We start from the raw sequence: 16,203 nt of genomic DNA, 5'->3' as shown, positions 1-16,203 counted from the left end.
GGTGGAACAGCGCCCGCTCCGCCGCCGCATCGCCCGCCACCCGATCGGCATCGTCCAGCGCCACCGCCCCGGCGGCACCCAGCTCGGCCGGATCCGTGGCGGCCAGCGCACCGCCGGCAAGGCCGCGGGCACCGGCACGTTGCGCCCAGATGCCGAGCAGGTGGCTCTTCCCCGCTCCCGGCGCGCCGTGCAGGGCGAGCACGGGCCCGGGCCAATCGGGCCAGCGCGCGATCCAGCCGGCGGCTTCGCGGTTGCTGTCGGCAACGATGAAATCCTCCGGCCCGAGGGCCGGGGGCAGCGACAGATCGAAGACGAACTGGGCCACCTCTCCAGTGCTTCTGCTCATGAGACGGTGGGAATATTCATGTCCGGCGGGTCGGCGGGTGGCGGGCCGTACAGCGCGCTCTGGCGGTAGCGGTGCAGGGCGAACCTGGTCAGCACGCCGATCACCGCCGCCATCGGCACCGCCAGCATGACGCCGGTGAAGCCGAACAGGCTGCCGGCGGCGAGCAGCGCGAAGATCACCCAGACCGGATGCAGGCCGACCGATTCGCCGACCAGCTTCGGGGTGACGAAATTGCCCTCCAGGAACTGGCCAAGCAGGAAGATGCCGAGCACCACGGCCCACATCGTCCAGTCGTCATATTGCACGAACGCGATGCCCATCGAGCTGACCAGGCCGACCAGCGAGCCGACATAGGGGATGATCGACAGGATGCCGGTCATCAGCCCGACCAGAAGCCCGAAGTTCAGGCCGACGATGGTCAGGGCGATGGCGTAGAACAGCCCAAGCAGCAGGCAGACGATCAGCTGGCCGCGGATGAAGCGCGACAGGGTGTAGTTCACCTCGCGTCCCAGCCCACGGATGGTCTCGCGCTGCGCCACAGGCAGGTTGTGGTCGATCACCTCGACCATATGATCCCAGTCGCGCAGCATGTAGAAGGCGACCACCGGGGTGATGAAGACCAGCGACAGCAGGTCGATCAGCGCCATGCCACCCTGCCACAGGCTGCCCAGCACCGTGCCGATCCAGGACACGGCGCTGCCGGCATATTGGCTGACCGCCTTCTGGATCTCGGTGAAGTTCGCCGCCGACACGCGGTGGCGCAGATCTGCGATCAGCGGCTGCAGCCGCGCCGTCGCCCGGGCCACATAGTCGGGTGCGGCCGAGATCAACCCGGTGACCTGGTTGATCAGGATCGGCACTACGATCAGCACCGCCAGGATTGCCAGGATCACGAACAACAGCAGCAGCACCGTGGTCGCCAGCCAGCGCGGCATGCCCAGCCGCTGCAGCCGGTCGCAGGCCGGATCCAGCAGATAGGCGATGATCATGCCGGTGACGAAGGGCGCCAGCACGCCGCTCAGCAGCCACACCAGGAGGCAGAAGACGACGAAGCCGATCAGCCAGAAGCGGATTTGGGACGTTCCGTTCACGCGTGCGCCCCGGCTGGGGTGAAGAAGCGGCGGATGGTCTCACGCAGATAGCCGATCGCCGACAGGGTGGTGGTGCCGGCCACGATCCAGACCAGGACCGCGATCACGCCGCTGGCGTCGACATCCAGCCCCGGCGCGGCCATCACCAGCACCACCAGCGCGATCTGCATCACCGTGTTCAGCTTGCTGATCATCGACGGGGTCAGCGAGCGGGTGCCGCGGCCGGCGAAGTGCAGCACCACCACGCCCAGCACCAGGCCGATGTCACGCGCCACCACCAGCACCACCAGCCAGACCGGCAACTCCGCCGTCCAGGTCAGGGCCAGATAGGTGCCGACCAGCAGCGACTTGTCGGCGATCGGGTCGAGATAGCTGCCCAGCGCCGTGCGCGCCTGCAGCCAGCGCGCCAGGATGCCGTCGAGCGCATCGGTCACTGCCGCCGCCGAGAACATCCAGAAAGCCGTGACCAGCCGGCCGTCCAGGATCAGCCAGATGGTGACCGGGGCCACCACCAAACGGGCAAGGCTCAGCAGGTTCGGCAGGTATCGGACCATGCGGCGCAAAAGGCCTGACCTCGATGGCAAGAATGTGGTCACGCCGGAGGCTACTGCCCGCCGGCGCGGTGCAGCTCGAGCGTCTGGGCGCCCTGCTGCAGCGTCAGGCCTTGCTGCGCCAGGATCTGGTTGAGCTGTGTCTGATCGCCGGGAAAGCGCAGCTCCAGCACCGCCTGTCGCGCCGTCAGGCTGACCAGCGAGGACGAGACCATGCCGCCGAGCTTGGTCAGCCGGCCCTGCACGTCGTACCAGTCGGCCGGCGCCGCGATCGGCACGGTGACGGTGACCGATCCCCGCGCCTCGAAACCGGGCTGCGGCGGGGTCCCCGGCGCAGCGCCGGGGGCGGTCGCGGTGATCGGCGTCGCAGCACTGGTGCCGGCCAGCAGCTGCTGCACGCCGGAGCTGCGGAAGGTATAGGCCAAGCTGGCGGCGTAATGGCCGGGTGAGGCCTGCTCCGACTTCACCTGGAAGCTCTGCACCAGCCGCTCGACATCGGCGTCGGACATGCCGGAGACGCGGGCCGGATCGGCGCCGATCTGCTGCAACAGCTGCTGCAGCCCCTTGCGCGGCCCCTGGGCGAAGGCCTTGGCGCGGGCCTCGGTCGCGTTCCCGGCGCTGGCCTCGACCGCGACATTGTCCACCGAATAGCCCGAGGCGCTGCCCGCGATCGGCGCGCCGCCGGGGGTCTGGGCACGCACCGGCACCAGCCCGGCGCAGAGAAGCGCGGCCGCCAGGGCCAGGGTCGATCCGATGCGAAGCATCATTGCAATGCCTTCCGGTTTCGCTATGGTCCGCGCCCATCCGCACGGATAATCCGCCTTTATATAGCACCCCTCTCTGCGAGGTCATCATGTGCCCGCCGGTCGACCCCAAGGAAGCCTCTGACGCCTATAGCCGGGCCGGCGTGAACATCGCCGAGGGCGAGGCCTTCGTCGGCGACATCAAGCCCCTGGCCGAGAGCACACGCCGGCGCGGGATGATGGAAGGGCTGGGCGGCTTCGGCGCGCTGTTCGACCCGAAGGCGGCCGGCTTCCGCGACCCGATCCTGGTCGCCGCGACCGACGGCGTCGGCACCAAGCTGAAGGTGGCGATCGAGACCGGCCGGCACGACACGGTCGGCATCGACCTCGTCGCCATGTGCGTCAACGACCTGGTGGTGCAGGGCGCCGAGCCGCTGTTCTTCCTCGACTATTTCGCGTCCGGCAAGCTCGACCGCTCGGTCGGCGGCGGCGTGCTGCGCGGCATCGCCGAGGGCTGCCGCCAGGCCGGCTGCGCCCTGATCGGCGGCGAGACAGCGGAAATGCCGGGCATGTACGCCGCCGGCGACTACGACCTGGCCGGCTTCGCCGTCGGCGCGGTCGAGCGCGATCAGGCCCTGACCGGCCGTGACGTGCGCGACGGCGACGTGGTGCTGGGCCTGGCCTCGACCGGCGTGCACTCCAACGGCTACTCGCTGGTGCGCCGCACCGTCGCCGAGGCCGGGCTGGCCTGGGACGCGCCGGCGCCTTTCGCCAACGACACCACGGTCGGCGAGGCCTTCCTGACCCCGACCCGGATCTATGTGAAGAGCAGCCTCGCGGCCATCCGCGCCGGCGGCGTCCACGCCCTGGCGCACATCACCGGCGGCGGGCTGACCGAGAACATCCCGCGGGTGCTGCCGGACGGGCTCGGCGTGGCCCTCGACGCCGGCGCCTGGCCCCTGCCCCCGGTGTTCCGCTGGCTGAAGGCGCAGGGCGGACTCGACGCGGCCGAGTTGGCCCGCACCTACAACTGCGGCATCGGCATGGTGCTGGTCGTGGCGCCTGAGCGGGCGGATTCAGTGTCGGCGATCCTGGCCGACCAGGGCGAGACGGTTCACCGCATCGGCCGGGTCGTCGCCGATGCCGGGCATTCCGTCGCGATCGCGGGCACGGAGTCGGCATGGGCCGTCTGAAGGTCGGTATCCTGATCTCCGGCCGGGGCAGCAACATGGCGGCCCTGGCCGAGGCCTGCGCCGCGCCGGACTTCCCGGCCGAGATCGCGCTGGTGCTGTCCGACATTCCCCGCGCCGGCGGCTTGGCCGCCGCGGCCGGTCACGGCCTCGCCACCGCCACGGTCGACCGCAAGGCTTACCCATCCAAGGCGGCCTTCGAGGCGGCGATGGACGAGGCGATGCGTGCCGCCGGGGTCGAGCTGATCTGCCTGGCCGGCTTCATGCGAGTGCTGAGCGCTGATTTCGTTAAGCGCTGGCAGGACCGCGTCCTCAACATCCACCCATCGCTGCTGCCGGCCTTCCCGGGGCTGCACACGCATGAGCGGGCACTGGCGGCGGGCGTCAGGCTCGCCGGCTGCACCGTCCATATCGTGCGCCCGGCGGTCGATGACGGGCCGATCCTAATCCAGGCGGCGGTGCCGGTGCTCGATGGCGACGACGCCGCCAGCCTGGCCGCGCGCATCCTGGTCGAGGAGCATCGCTGCTATCCGCTGGCCTTGCGCTGGGTCGCCGAGGGGCGGGTCCGGATCGAGGATGGACGGGTTCGCATCACGGGCGCGGACGCCGCCGCAGGCGCGATCCGCAACCCATTGTGATAATTGTCACAAAGTCCAACTCGACGCTGCGACAATTAAACCCTATTTCACTGGACAAGCCCGGGGGGCACCCGTAAATGGTGCCTCGATCGCAAACATACGAAAGCGTGACGAGGATGGGCGCGATGGCCAGCGAAGGCACGAATCAGGTTCCGGAAGAACTGCTGGCCTCGCGCAAGCAGATGTATGTCAGCTTCGTGCGTTTCAGCACCTGGGGCATTGTGGCCGTCGCCATCCTGCTGATCGGCATGGCGCTGTTCCTGCTCTGATTTTCGCCATCGGCGCAAAAAAGGCCGGCCCCGTGGGGACCGGCCTTTTTTGTTGCCGAAAGCGGTACCCGGCCATTCCCACCGCGGTGGGAATGGCCCGAGGCGCTTCGGATCAGCCGACGATCTCGGTCCCGGCGAAGAAGAAGGCGATCTCGATCGCCGCGTTCTCGGCCGAATCGGAGCCGTGCACCGAATTCGCCTCGATCGATTCCGCGAATTCCTTGCGGATGGTGCCCGGCTCGGCATTGGCCGGGTTGGTGGCGCCCATGATCTCGCGGTTGCGGGCCACGGCGTTGTCGCCCTCCAGGACCTGGACCACGACCGGGCCCGAGATCATGAAGTTGCACAGATCATTGAAGAATGGCCGCGCCGCATGCACGCCATAGAAGGCCTCGGCCTGGGCGCGGCTCAGCTGGACCCGCTTCTGCGCGACGATGCGCAGGCCGGCTTCCTCGAACTTGGCGTTGATCTTGCCGGTCAGGTTGCGGCGGGTGGCGTCCGGCTTGATGATGGAGAAGGTGCGCTCGGCCATTGGATCCTCGGTTTTTCAGGCGTTGGCGATCGGAATTGCGCGGCCTTATAGACGGGCGGCCCCGATCCGGCAACCGAAGCCGAATCCGCAGGCCCGAATCCGGCCCGGTCGTGCTATGACGCCGCCGCCATGCTTCAGATCCAGGACATCACCATCCGCATCGCCGGCCGCGTGCTGCTCGACTCCGCTTCGGTGTCGGTCGCGGCCGGGCACAAGGCCGGTCTCGTCGGCCACAACGGCACCGGCAAGTCGACGCTGCTGCGCGCGATCCGCAAGGAGATCGGGCTCGACGGCGGCCAGATCAGCTATCCCGGGCGCTGGCGCATGGCCAGCGTGGCCCAGGACGCGCCGGAAGGGTCGGCCAGCCTGCTAGACACCGTGCTGGCCGCCGACACCGAGCGCGCCGCCCTGATGGAGGAAGCGGAGACCGCCGAGGATCCGGACCGGATCGGCGAGATCCACACCCGCCTCGTCGACATCGACGCCCACACCGCCCCGGCCCGTGCCGCTACCATCCTCGCCGGCCTCGGCTTCGACACCGAGGCTCAAGGCCGGCAGGTCGGCGACCTGTCGGGCGGCATGCGCATGCGCGTGGCCCTGGCGGCGACGCTGTTCCTGCAGCCCGACCTGCTGCTGCTCGACGAGCCGACCAACCATCTCGACCTCGAGGCCACGCTGTGGCTCGAGACCTGGCTGAAATCCTACCCGCACACCATCCTGATGGTCAGCCACGACCGCGACCTGCTGAACCGGGTGGTCGACACCACGATCCATCTCGAGAACGGCAAGCTGACCGCCTACACCGGCGGCTACGACCAGTTCGAGCAGACGCGCCGCATGCGGCTGGACCACCTGGCGGCGCTGCAGAAGCGGCAGATCGCCCAGCGCGCCCACATGCAGAGCTTCATCGACCGCTTCAAGGCCAAGGCCACCAAGGCCCGCCAGGCGCAGAGCCGGGTCAAGGCGCTGGAGAAGATGGAGCCGATCGTGGCGCTGGTCGAAGGCCAGTCGATCAGCTTCGACTTCCCGCCGCCGGAGGAGCTGGCGCCGCCGATCCTGGTGCTGGACAAGGTCACCGTCGGCTATGACGAGCGCCCGGTCCTGAAGAATCTCGACATGCGGATCGACATGGACGACCGCATCGCGCTGCTGGGCGCCAACGGCAACGGCAAGTCGACGCTGGTCAAGCTGTTCGCCGGCCGCCTGCAGCCGATGTCCGGGCAGCTGCGCAAGTCCAACAAGCTCAAGGTCGGCTATTTCGCCCAGCACCAGGCGGAAGAGCTGGACCTGTCGCTGAACGCCATCGCCCAGGCGCGGCGGGTGATGCCGAATTCGACCGACGAGAAGATCCGGGCCCATCTCGGCCGCTTCGGCTTCGTCCAGCGCCGGTCGGAGACCCGGATCGGCGACATGTCGGGCGGCGAGAAGGCGCGGCTGCTCCTGGCCCTGATGGCGCGCGAGGCGCCGCAATTGCTGCTGCTCGACGAACCGACCAACCATCTCGACGTCGACAGCCGCCAGGCGCTGGTGCAGGCGCTGAACGAGTATGACGGCGCGGTGGTGCTGATCACCCATGACCCGCATCTGATCGAGCTGACCGCCGACCGGCTGCTGCTGGTCAAGGACGGCGCGGTCAGCCCGTTCGAAGGCGACCTCGACGACTACCGCCGCCTGCTGAACGAACAGCGCCGGCAGGAGCGCGCCGGGCGGCAGGGGGACAAGCTAAGCCAGGCCGACCGCAAGGAGCAGCGCCGCGCCGCCGCCGAGGCCCGTGCTCAGCTGGCGCCGCTGCGCCTGGCGATCCGCGACATCGAGAAGCGGATCCAAGGGCTGGAGCGGGAGAAGAAGGCGATCGAGGCGAAGCTGGCCGACACCGCGCTCTACAACAACCCCGCGGCAGCGACCGAGCAGCAGATCGCGGCGCACGACGTGCAAAGCAAGCTGGACGCCGCCGAGGAAGCCTGGCTGGAGGCCAACGGCAAGCTGGAGGCGGCGCAGGCGCTGGCGGGCTGAGGCTTACCCCCTCACCCTCCCGTCGCCAACGCGACGGGCCCCTCCCTCTCCCCGAGGCGAGGGAAACAGGAGCGCCGCTCCCTCGCCTCTCCTTGGGGAGAGGTCGAAATCGCGACAGCGATTTCGGGTGAGGGGGTGGCTCCGCCCCTCCGTTACCGCAGCGCCTCCCATACCACCGCCGGGGTCAGCGGCATCTGCAGCCGGTCGGCGGCCTCGCCATGGCCGGCGCGCACCAGGGCGTCGGCGACGGCGTTGACCACCGCCGGGGTGGCGCCGATGGTGCCGAGCTCGCCCACGCCCTTCACCCCGAGCGGGTTGTTCAGGCACGGGATCGATTCGTCGAGCACGTGGACGAAGCTGCGGATCACGTCCGCCCGCGGCACGCCGTAATCCATCAGCGTCGCGGTCATGACCTGCCCGGTCTCGCGGTCATAGACCATGTGCTCGCCCAGCGCCTGGCCGATGCCCTGGACCGCGCCGCCGTCGAGCTGGCCGCGCACGATCATCGGGTTGACCACCCGCCCGACATCGTTGGCCGAGACGTAAGAGACGATGTCTACTGTGCCGGTCTCGGGGTCCAGCTCGATCTCGCAGATATGGCAGCCATTCGGCCAGCTCGGCCCCTTCACCGTGCTGGTGGCGTCGATGAAGATGCGGCGGTCGGGCTGGCGATCGGCGAGCTCGAACAGGCCGACGCCGCGGTCGGTGCCGGCGATCCGGAACTCACCCTCGGCATATTCGATGTCGGCCGCCGCAGCCTCCAGCGCGTCGCCGGCCAGCTCGCGGCCGGTGTCGACCGCGCGTTCGGAGGCGTGGCGGATCGCCGAGCCGGCGGTGAACAGCGACCGCGACCCGGCGCTGCCGAAGCCCTGGCCGCGGTCGGTGTCGCCCATGACGATGCGGATCCTGTCGATCGGCACGCCGAAGACGTCGACCACCAGCTGGGCGTAGGAGGTCGCGATCCCCTGCCCCATCGGCATGGTTGCGGCATAGATCTCGATGTCGCCGTCGCCGGAGACCTGGACCGTCACCCGCTCCTCGAACACATTGCCGCCGGTCCATTCCAGGAACGAGGCCAGGCCGCGGCCGCGCAGTTTGCCGCGGGCCCGGGACTCGGCCTCACGCGCGGCGAAGCCGTCCCAGTCGGCGAGGTCCACGGCCTGGTCGATGATCGAGCCGAACCTGCCGCTGTCATAGGTCTGCCCCATCGCGTTGGTGTAGGGCATCTGCTCGGGATGGATGAGGTTGCGGCGCCGGATCTCGACCGGGTCAAGGCCGAGCTGGCGCGCCGCGGCGTCGAACAGCCGCTCGATCAGATAGATCGCCTCCGGCCGCCCAGCCCCGCGATAGGCGCCGGTCGGCGCCGTATGGGTTAGGAGGGCCGTGAAATCGAAATCGATGGTGCGGATGTCGTAGATGCTGGTCGACACCCAGGGGCCGATCATCAGCTGGATGATGATGCCCGCCGTGGTGGCGTAGGCGCCGACATTGGCATACGACCGCACCCGGTAGCCCAGCACCTTGCCGGTCTCGTCCAGCGCCAGCTCGGCACGGCTCTCGACATCGCGGCCATGGGTCGCCGCCAGGAACTCCTCGATCCGCTCGGCGGTCCATTTCACCGGGCGCTGCAGCTTGCGCGCGGCATAGGCCACCATGATGTCCTCGGGGTAGAGGCCGGTCTTCATGCCGAAGCCGCCGCCGACATCGTCGACCACCACCCGCACCTTCTCACGCGGGATGCCGAGCACCGCGTCGCACAGCGTGTCACGGGCGCCGGACGGCATCTGGCTCGACAGGCGCAGGGTCAGCTTGTCGGTCTGGGCGTCGTACTCGGCCTGCGAGCTGCGCGGCTCCATCGGCGTCGGCGCCAGCCGCTGGTTGACGAGGTCGAGCGAGACGACATGGGCGGCGGCGTGGAAGGCGGCGTCGGTCGCCGCGGCATCGCCGTGCCGCATCTGCGCCGCGATGTTGCCGGTCGCGGCCGGCCAGACCTGCGGCGCGTCCGGCGCCAGGACCTGCGCCACGCCGGTGACCGCGGGCAGCTCGTCATACTCGACGACAATGGTGTCGAGCGCGTCCTTCAGCACGCCACGGCTCTCGGCCACCAAGGCGACGACGGCCTCGCCGACGAAGCGCACGATCTCATGCGCCAGCGCCGRCCGCAGCGGCGACGCGCCGGGCGAGCCGTCCGGCCGCTTGAAGATCGGCGCCAGCGGCAGCGGCTTCACCCCGTCCGCGATCAGGTCGGCGCCGGTCACCACGGCGACCACACCGGGCATCGCCAACGCCGCCGAGGCGTCGATCGACACGATCCGGGCATGCGGATGCGGCGAGCGCAGGAAGCCGAGATAGGTTTGTCCCGGCAGGGAGATGTCGTCGCTGAACCGGCCGGCGCCGGCCAGCAGCCCGGCATCCTCGATCCGCCGCACCTCGCGCCCGCTGCCGAACCGTCCGACAGTCGATCCGTCCGTCATCACTCGTCACCTTGTCTGGGGAACCGCGCGGATGCCTGACCCGCAGCGGCCTTGGCTGTCAGTCTATATGGTCGCGAATTGCGGCCGCGCATCACTTGCCGGACAATTGGCTACGGCTGTAACTCACCCCGGCTCTGGCCAGCGGATCAGGCCACGGATGAAGTCGCGCCAGGCGGCGGCCGTGCGCCAACGATCGAACAGCAGGGTGTAAAGCCCGGCGCTGACCAGCAGGATCACCGCGGCGGCGAAGACCACGTCGCTGAAGAAATGCCCGCCCATGCCGATGCGCAGCAGGCCCAGGAGCCCGCCCAGCGCCATCGATCCCCAGAAGATCCGCCGCCGCCGCCGCGCCGGCACGACATAGGCGACGCTGTGGACAACGAAGCCGACGGTCGGGTCGCCGGCGACGAAGGAGCAGTTGCGGCCGCACTGGCCGGCCGGGATCAGCGGCGGTGTGAAGACGGCACTGCCGCCGAAGGCCTCGACCTGGCGCGGCCGGGCTCGGCCCCAATGATCCTTCAGCACGGCGTTGGCGATCAGCCCCGGACCGAGCGCCAGCGCCAGGGCCAGAAAGGTCCAGCGCCGCGCGTCGAGGCCGAGCAGTCGCCGCTGCGCCAGCCAGGTCCAGAGCGTCGCGACGAGCAGCAGCACAGCGGCGGTGCGGACCAGGATCTGCACCGCCTCGTGGATCGCCTCCGCCAGCGGCGCGCCGTCCCAGGCGAAGCCGCTGCCGGCGGCGTAGAACCAGCCGGAGACGACGAGGTCGATCCCGGGCAGGAGGACCAGCAGGACACAGAGGGCGACTGCGAGCCACAGCGCCGTGCGCGGCGTCACCCGCCCACCCGTTGCTTCTCGCTCCAGGCCCCGGCCTCGTCCTGCTGGTAGTAGACCAGGGTGTGGCCGGCGTCGCGGAGGCGCTTCCAGCGCCCGCGCGCGGCCTGCACCGCCTCCGGGTCGTTGCCGTCGAACAGGTCACAGACCGTGGCAAAGCCGCCATCGCCGTCCGACTCCGCGCCGTCGCCCAGGAACAGCACCTGGGCGGCGTTCGGGTTCTCCACATGGTCGCTGATCCAGACCGGCTGCTCCTCGGCGAAGCCGTCGCGCTTGGTGCCGTGCGGCAGGAAGCCTTCCTTGGAGTAGGTCCAGAGATGGCCGGCCAGGCTCTCCACCCGCTCCTCCGAGCCGACGCTGACCACGGCGCGCCAACCGCGCTGCAGCGTCCGGTCGAGCAGCACCGGCAGGGTCTGCTCGAACGTCCGCGCGGTCAGGTGATAGAACCGGATCTCGGCCATCAGCCTTCGTAGTTGTCGGTCACGAAGCGGTCCAGCAGCCGCACGCCGAAGGCGGTGGCGCCCTTCGGCACCGTCGGCGTGTCCTTGCTGGACCAGGTGGTGCCGGCGATGTCGAGATGGGCCCAGGGCACCTTGTTGACGAAGCGCTGCAGGAACTGCCCGCCAATGATCGACCCGGCGTCGCGGCTGCCGGTGATGTTCTTCATGTCGGCGATGTCGCTGTCGATCTGCTTGTCATAGGCGTCGCCCAGCGGCAGGCGCCACAGCTTCTCCTCGACCGCCTTGCCGGCGGCGGTCAGCTTCTCGGCCAGCGCGTCGTCATTGGCGAACAGCCCGGCATGGTCGGTGCCCAGCGCGATGATGACCGCGCCGGTCAGCGTGGCCAGGTTGACCATCGCCTTCGGCTTGAACCGGTCCTGCGTGTACCAGAGCGCGTCGGCCAGCACGAGCCGGCCCTCGGCATCGGTGTTCCAGACCTCGATGGTCTGGCCGGACATCGAGGTGACGATGTCGCCCGGCCGCTGGGCGTCGCCCGACGGCATGTTCTCGACCAGGCCGAGCACGCCGACCGCATTGACCTTGGCCTTGCGCAGCGCCAGCGCCTTGAACAGCCCGGTGACCACGCCGGCGCCACCCATGTCCCACTTCATGTCCCACATGCCCTGGCCGGGCTTGAGCGAGATGCCGCCGGTGTCGAAGGTCACGCCCTTGCCGACGAAGGCGATCGGCGCCTCGTCCTTGCGCTTGCCGCCGGCGCCCTTCCACTGCAGCACCACCAGCTGGCTCTCGCGCGCCGAGCCCTGGCCGACGCCGAGCAGCGCGCCCATGCCGAGCTTGCGCATCTGCTTCTCGCCGAGGATCTCGACCTCGACGCCGAGATCCGCCAGCTCCTTGGCCTTGGCGGCAAAGCTCTCCGGATGGAGGATGTTGGCCGGCTCCGACACCAGCTCGCGGGTCAGGAACACGCCCTGGGCCACGGCATCGGCGCGGGCGAAGATCTTCTTCGCCGCCGCGGCCTCGCCGGTCTGCACTGTCAGGCTCGTCAGCGTCGGCTTCGCCTCGGCCTTCTCCTTGGTGTGATAGCGCTCGAAGCGCCAAGCCCGCAGCCGGGCACCGAAGGCGAATTCGGCGGCTGCGGCCCCCGCGCCCTGGCCGGCGAGGACGATGCCCTCGAACTGGGCCGTCGCCTCATTGATCCGGGCCTGGTTCAGCAGGGCGGCGACCGCGCCGCCCGCCCGCTGCAGCCGGACCGCATCGACCTCCTCCGGCTTGCCGAGGCCGAACAGCACGACCTGGTCGGCGCCGATACCGGCAAGACCATACAGGGTCAGGGTCTCGTCGCGGCCGCCCTTGAACTTCGGCGCGGCCTTCAGCGCCCGCGACAGCGACCCCTTCGACCGTTTGTCGACCGCGGCGGCGGCCGTCGAGAGGACTCCGTCGGCAAACACGCCGAGCACCAGGGCGCCGGCTTCCACGGAAGCGGGCGGGGCGAAGGAGATCTGCATCTTGTCGTCTTCCGGGCGATTTCCGATGGCCGCGGCCAAGGCGGCGGAACCTGCAAGGTAACAGCGGGTTTCACAGCCGTCACCGGTCGAAAACGGTGCTGCCGCCCGGCTGCGACCTCCTTGGTTGTCGCCGCGAGGGGCCGTCTGTTGTAGAAGATCCGCCGACCCGCCCAACCGGCACCCACAGGCCAGCCCGCACCCGATGGTTCGTTCCCCCACCCTCTACGCCTATATCGTGCGGCAGTTCCTGTTCTGGTTCATGGCCGTGCTGCTGGTGCTGAGCGGCGTGATCGCGGTGTTCGAATTCGTCGAGTTCGTGCGCCAGGTCAGCTCCATTCCCGAGCTGCCGGTGAGCCTGGCCTTCACCCTGGCCGCCTTCAAGCTGCCGAGCGATATCGAGATCCTGTTCCACTTCGCGGTGCTGATCGCGGCGATGGTGACCTTCTGGCGCATGACCCGCAGCCGCGAGCTGGTGGTCGCCCGTGCCGCCGGCCTGTCGGCCTGGCAGTTCCTGGCGCCGGTGATCGCCGTGGCGATGGTGCTGGGCGTGGTCAAGATCACCGTGGTCAACCCGGTCTCGGCGGCGATGTACAGCCGCTTCGAGCGGCTGGACCTCGACTTCCTCGGCGGCACCGGCGACGTCATGAAGGTGGCCAGGACCGGTTTCTGGCTGCGCCAGAAGGACGAGAGCGGGATCGTCGTCATCCATGCCGAGAAGGTCGGCGGCAACGGCGACCAGCTGCAGAACGCGATGTTCCTGCTGCTGAACCCGGACGAGAGCTATCAGGGCCGGATCGACGCCGCCAGCGCCCAGCTGCAGGACGGCCGCTGGGTGATCAGCGACGCCTGGGTGATGAAGGGCGAGACGCCGGCGGAGCATGTCGCCACCACCTCGATCCCCAGCAACCTGACCCGCAACGGCATCCAGGAGCGGTTCGCCTCGCAACAGACCATCTCGTTCTGGGACCTGCCGGACTATATCCGCAACCTCGAGGCCACCGGCTTCTCCTCGACCCGCTACCGCATCGCCTATCAGGGGCTGCTGTCGCAGCCGCTGCTGATGGCGGCGATGATCCTGGTCGCTGCGGCCTTCAGCCTGCGGCCGGGGCGCCGGGTCGACACCGTGCTGATGATCGTCGGCGCCATCGTCACCGGCTTCTCGATCTTCGTGCTCGGCGACATCGTCGCGGCGCTCGGCCGGGCCGGAACGCTGCCGGTGCCGATGGCCGCCTGGGCCACCTCCGGGGTCGCGCTTCTGTTCGGCGTCGCCGCGCTGCTTCATCTCGAGGATGGTTAGCCCGCCATGCCGTCCCTGAATCCGGCCGCTTTTGCCTTGAGTCGGCCAAAGTCACGTGCTGTATCTGCGCCTTTCAACTGCGAGGCCGTGTCGCCCTCATGATCCGTCGCCTGTCGGCCCCGATTGTCGCCCTGGTCCTGGCCATCACCTCTCTGGCCGCTCCCGCGGTCATGGCCCAGACCCGCCCCGCCCCGGCCTCCGCCGTCGGCACCATCGCCGCGGTGGTCAATGACGACGTGATCACCGTGGCCGACCTGCAGATGCGCATGCGCCTGGCGCTGATGAGCAGCGGCCTGCCGGCGACGCCGGACGCCCAGCAGCGGCTGCTGCCCCAGGTGCTGCGCCTGCTGATCGACGAGAAGCTGCAGGGCCAGGAGGCCAAGCGCTCCGGCATCGCCGTCCCCGACGCGGATGTGGACCGGGCGCTGGCGGCGATCGCCGGCCAGAACAAGATGTCGACTCAGCAGCTGTTCACCATGCTGAAATCCACCGGCGTGCCGCAGAGCGCGCTGGAAGGCCAGGTGCGCTCCCAGCTTGCCTGGCGCCAGCTGATCCAGCGCCGCTTCCTGTCCCAGGTCGAGGTCTCGGACACTCAGATCGATGAGGTGGTGGAGCGGCTGAAGGCCAACCAGGGCAAGCCGCAATATCTCGTCGCCTCGATCTTCCTCGCGGTCGATCAGGATTCCGGCGAAGCCCAGGTCAAGGCCCTGGCCGACCGGCTGGTCTCCGAAATCCGGCGCGGTGCCCCTTTCCCGGCCGTGGCACGCCAGTTCAGCCMGGCCGCCGGGGCCCAGGGCGGCGGCGATATGGGCTGGGTGCTGGCCGGGCAGCTCGAACCCGCGCTCGACCAGGTCCTCGGCACCATGCAGCAGGGCCAGGTGTCGGACCCGATCCGCACCCTCGGCGGCTACAACATCCTGCTGCTGCGCGACAAGCGCACGGTCAATGCCGCCACCGCGACGGGCGTCAAGGTCCGCCTGAACCAGATCGTCGTCCCGGTGCCGCCGACCGCGCCGCGCAACCGGGTGGAGACGGTGGTCTCGCAGATGCGCAACGACTTCTCCAGCGTGAACGGCTGCGAGGCCTTCCAGGCCAAGGCCAAGGAACTGGGCGTGACCGCCAATACCGATCTGGGCGACGTCATGCTCAACCGCCTGCCCGACGCGATGCGCCAGGTGGTCAGCGCCCTGCCCGACGGCCAGGTCAGCTCGCCGCTGCGCGTGCCGAACGGCGTCGCCGTGATGATGGTCTGCTCCCGCCAGGATGCCCCGACCGATGGCGTCGACCGCGACCAGATTCGCGGCGCCCTGGCCGACCAGAAGATCGACATGATGCAGCGCCGGCTGCTGCGCGACCTGCGCGGCAACGCCTATATCGACATCCGGCTCTGAGGGTTCCCTGACCCTGTCCGACGACGCCCTCCGCGACGCGATCGCCGCCCTGCCGCCGCTGCGCGACGTGATCGCGCGGCATGGGCTGGCGGCCAAGAAGTCGCTCGGCCAGAACTTCCTCCTCGACCTCAATGTCACCGCCCGGATCGTCCGCGAGGCCGGTGACCTGGCCGGCGTGCATGTGATCGAGATCGGGCCGGGTCCGGGCGGGCTGACCCGGGCGCTCCTGGCCTCCGCCGCCGCCAGCGTCACGGTGATCGAGCGCGACCGGCGCTTCCAGCCGGCGCTGGAGGAACTGGCGGCAGTCGCCGGCGACCGGCTGCGGGTCGTCGAGGCCGACGCGCTGAAGACCGACATCCTGGCCCTGGTGCCGGCGCCCCGCGCGGTGATCGCCAACCTGCCCTATAATGTGGCGACGCCACTGCTGATCGGCTGGCTGCGCCGGATCGACCAGTTCCGGTCGCTGACGCTGATGTTTCAGAAAGAGGTGGCGGACCGGATGGTCGCCCAGCCGCGCAGCCACGCCTATGGCCGGCTGTCGGTGATCGCGCAATGGTGCGCCGAGGTCGACCCGCTGCTGACACTGCCGGCCCGCGCCTTCACGCCGCCGCCCAAGGTCGATTCAACCGTGGTCCGCTTCCGCCCCCGTCCCGATCGCGAGGAGGTCCCCTTCGCAACGATGGAAACCGTCACGGCGGCCGCCTTCGGCCAGCGCCGCAAGATGCTGCGCGCCAGCTTGCGCAGCCTGGGTGACGCCGAGGCGCTGCTGGCCGAGGCCGGCCTGCCGCCAACCGCGCGGGCCGAGGAGATCGACATCGCCGGCTTCATCCGCCTGGCCCGGGCGGTGGCGCGGCGGAGCTGACCCGCCGCG

The 16,203-nt window shown here is 69.6% G+C and carries 15 protein-coding genes and 1 pseudogene; 7 read left to right on the top strand and 9 right to left on the bottom strand.

What is annotated here, in order from left to right; all coding sequences use genetic code 11:
- The 4 genes and pseudogenes from AB4Z01_RS19280 to AB4Z01_RS19265 form a co-directional block, all read right to left on the bottom strand.
- Positions 1-325 (bottom strand): annotated as a pseudogene (locus tag AB4Z01_RS19280) (HdaA/DnaA family protein); the annotation flags it as partial.
- Between the two features lie 17 nt (positions 326-342).
- Complete coding sequence (locus tag AB4Z01_RS19275) at positions 343-1,437, bottom strand: AI-2E family transporter (protein ID WP_441696191.1); 1,095 nt, start codon at positions 1,435-1,437, stop codon at positions 343-345.
- Positions 1,434-1,991, bottom strand: coding sequence for a CDP-alcohol phosphatidyltransferase family protein (locus tag AB4Z01_RS19270; RefSeq protein WP_441696189.1), 558 nt, complete (start codon positions 1,989-1,991; stop codon positions 1,434-1,436). Before AB4Z01_RS19270 ends, AB4Z01_RS19275 begins: the two co-directional genes overlap by 4 nt.
- 50 nt (positions 1,992-2,041) lie before the next feature.
- Positions 2,042-2,755 carry a hypothetical protein gene (locus AB4Z01_RS19265; RefSeq protein ID WP_441696187.1) on the bottom strand — a complete coding sequence of 238 codons (714 nt, stop codon included), beginning with the start codon at positions 2,753-2,755 and terminating at the stop codon, positions 2,042-2,044.
- Positions 2,756-2,841: 86 nt separating this feature from the next.
- On the opposite strand from AB4Z01_RS19265, the gene purM reads away from it, so the two are divergent.
- The 3 genes from purM (at position 2,842) to AB4Z01_RS19250 (ending at position 4,828) form a co-directional block, all read left to right on the top strand.
- Positions 2,842-3,924 (top strand): phosphoribosylformylglycinamidine cyclo-ligase, encoded by a 1,083-nt coding sequence (gene purM / locus AB4Z01_RS19260; RefSeq protein ID WP_441696185.1) that lies wholly within the window; start codon positions 2,842-2,844, stop codon positions 3,922-3,924.
- Positions 3,912-4,559, top strand: coding sequence for a phosphoribosylglycinamide formyltransferase (purN, locus tag AB4Z01_RS19255; protein ID WP_441696183.1), 648 nt, complete (start codon positions 3,912-3,914; stop codon positions 4,557-4,559). Before purM ends, purN begins: the two co-directional genes overlap by 13 nt.
- 125 nt (positions 4,560-4,684) lie before the next feature.
- Complete coding sequence (locus AB4Z01_RS19250) at positions 4,685-4,828, top strand: aa3-type cytochrome c oxidase subunit IV (RefSeq protein WP_429229448.1); 144 nt, start codon at positions 4,685-4,687, stop codon at positions 4,826-4,828.
- 112 nt (positions 4,829-4,940) lie between these two features.
- Here AB4Z01_RS19250 and ndk read toward each other — a convergent pair whose 3' ends face one another.
- Positions 4,941-5,360 carry a nucleoside-diphosphate kinase gene (gene ndk, locus AB4Z01_RS19245; protein WP_395675343.1) on the bottom strand — a complete coding sequence of 140 codons (420 nt, stop codon included), beginning with the start codon at positions 5,358-5,360 and terminating at the stop codon, positions 4,941-4,943.
- Positions 5,361-5,489: 129 nt separating this feature from the next.
- Here ndk and AB4Z01_RS19240 point away from each other — a divergent pair, with 129 nt between their 5' ends.
- Positions 5,490-7,373: an ABC-F family ATP-binding cassette domain-containing protein gene (locus AB4Z01_RS19240; RefSeq protein WP_441696181.1), complete on the top strand. Its 1,884-nt coding sequence runs from the start codon at positions 5,490-5,492 to the stop codon at positions 7,371-7,373.
- Positions 7,374-7,525: 152 nt separating this feature from the next.
- Here the strand turns inward: AB4Z01_RS19240 and AB4Z01_RS19235 are convergent, their stop codons facing one another.
- The 4 genes from AB4Z01_RS19235 to AB4Z01_RS19220 form a co-directional block, all read right to left on the bottom strand.
- Positions 7,526-9,847 (bottom strand): xanthine dehydrogenase family protein molybdopterin-binding subunit, encoded by a 2,322-nt coding sequence (locus tag AB4Z01_RS19235; RefSeq protein ID WP_441696179.1) that lies wholly within the window; start codon positions 9,845-9,847, stop codon positions 7,526-7,528.
- A gap of 123 nt (positions 9,848-9,970) precedes the next feature.
- On the bottom strand, positions 9,971-10,681 hold the full coding sequence (locus tag AB4Z01_RS19230; RefSeq protein ID WP_441696177.1) for a phosphatase PAP2 family protein: 711 nt from the start codon (positions 10,679-10,681) through the stop codon (positions 9,971-9,973).
- Positions 10,678-11,139, bottom strand: coding sequence for a DNA polymerase III subunit chi (locus AB4Z01_RS19225; protein WP_429229452.1), 462 nt, complete (start codon positions 11,137-11,139; stop codon positions 10,678-10,680). Before AB4Z01_RS19225 ends, AB4Z01_RS19230 begins: the two co-directional genes overlap by 4 nt.
- Entirely contained in the window at positions 11,139-12,644 is a 1,506-nt protein-coding gene (locus AB4Z01_RS19220) for a leucyl aminopeptidase (RefSeq protein WP_441696175.1), read from the bottom strand. The genes AB4Z01_RS19225 and AB4Z01_RS19220 overlap by 1 nt, the downstream gene beginning before the upstream one ends.
- 202 nt (positions 12,645-12,846) lie before the next feature.
- Between AB4Z01_RS19220 and lptG the strand changes: the two genes are divergently transcribed.
- The 3 genes from lptG (at position 12,847) to rsmA (ending at position 16,194) form a co-directional block, all read left to right on the top strand.
- Positions 12,847-13,941 (top strand): LPS export ABC transporter permease LptG, encoded by a 1,095-nt coding sequence (gene lptG / locus AB4Z01_RS19215; protein WP_441696173.1) that lies wholly within the window; start codon positions 12,847-12,849, stop codon positions 13,939-13,941.
- Between the two features lie 98 nt (positions 13,942-14,039).
- Entirely contained in the window at positions 14,040-15,332 is a 1,293-nt protein-coding gene (locus AB4Z01_RS19210) for a peptidylprolyl isomerase (protein WP_441696171.1), read from the top strand.
- A gap of 7 nt (positions 15,333-15,339) precedes the next feature.
- Positions 15,340-16,194 carry a 16S rRNA (adenine(1518)-N(6)/adenine(1519)-N(6))-dimethyltransferase RsmA gene (rsmA, locus tag AB4Z01_RS19205; protein ID WP_441696196.1) on the top strand — a complete coding sequence of 285 codons (855 nt, stop codon included), beginning with the start codon at positions 15,340-15,342 and terminating at the stop codon, positions 16,192-16,194.
- Positions 16,195-16,203: the final 9 nt, after the last annotated feature.

Origin of the sequence: Inquilinus sp. YAF38 (assembly GCF_052113205.1) — a bacterium.
In the GTDB taxonomy this organism is placed as follows: domain Bacteria; phylum Pseudomonadota; class Alphaproteobacteria; order DSM-16000; family Inquilinaceae; genus Inquilinus.
This window is presented reverse-complemented; position numbering and strand designations above follow the sequence as displayed.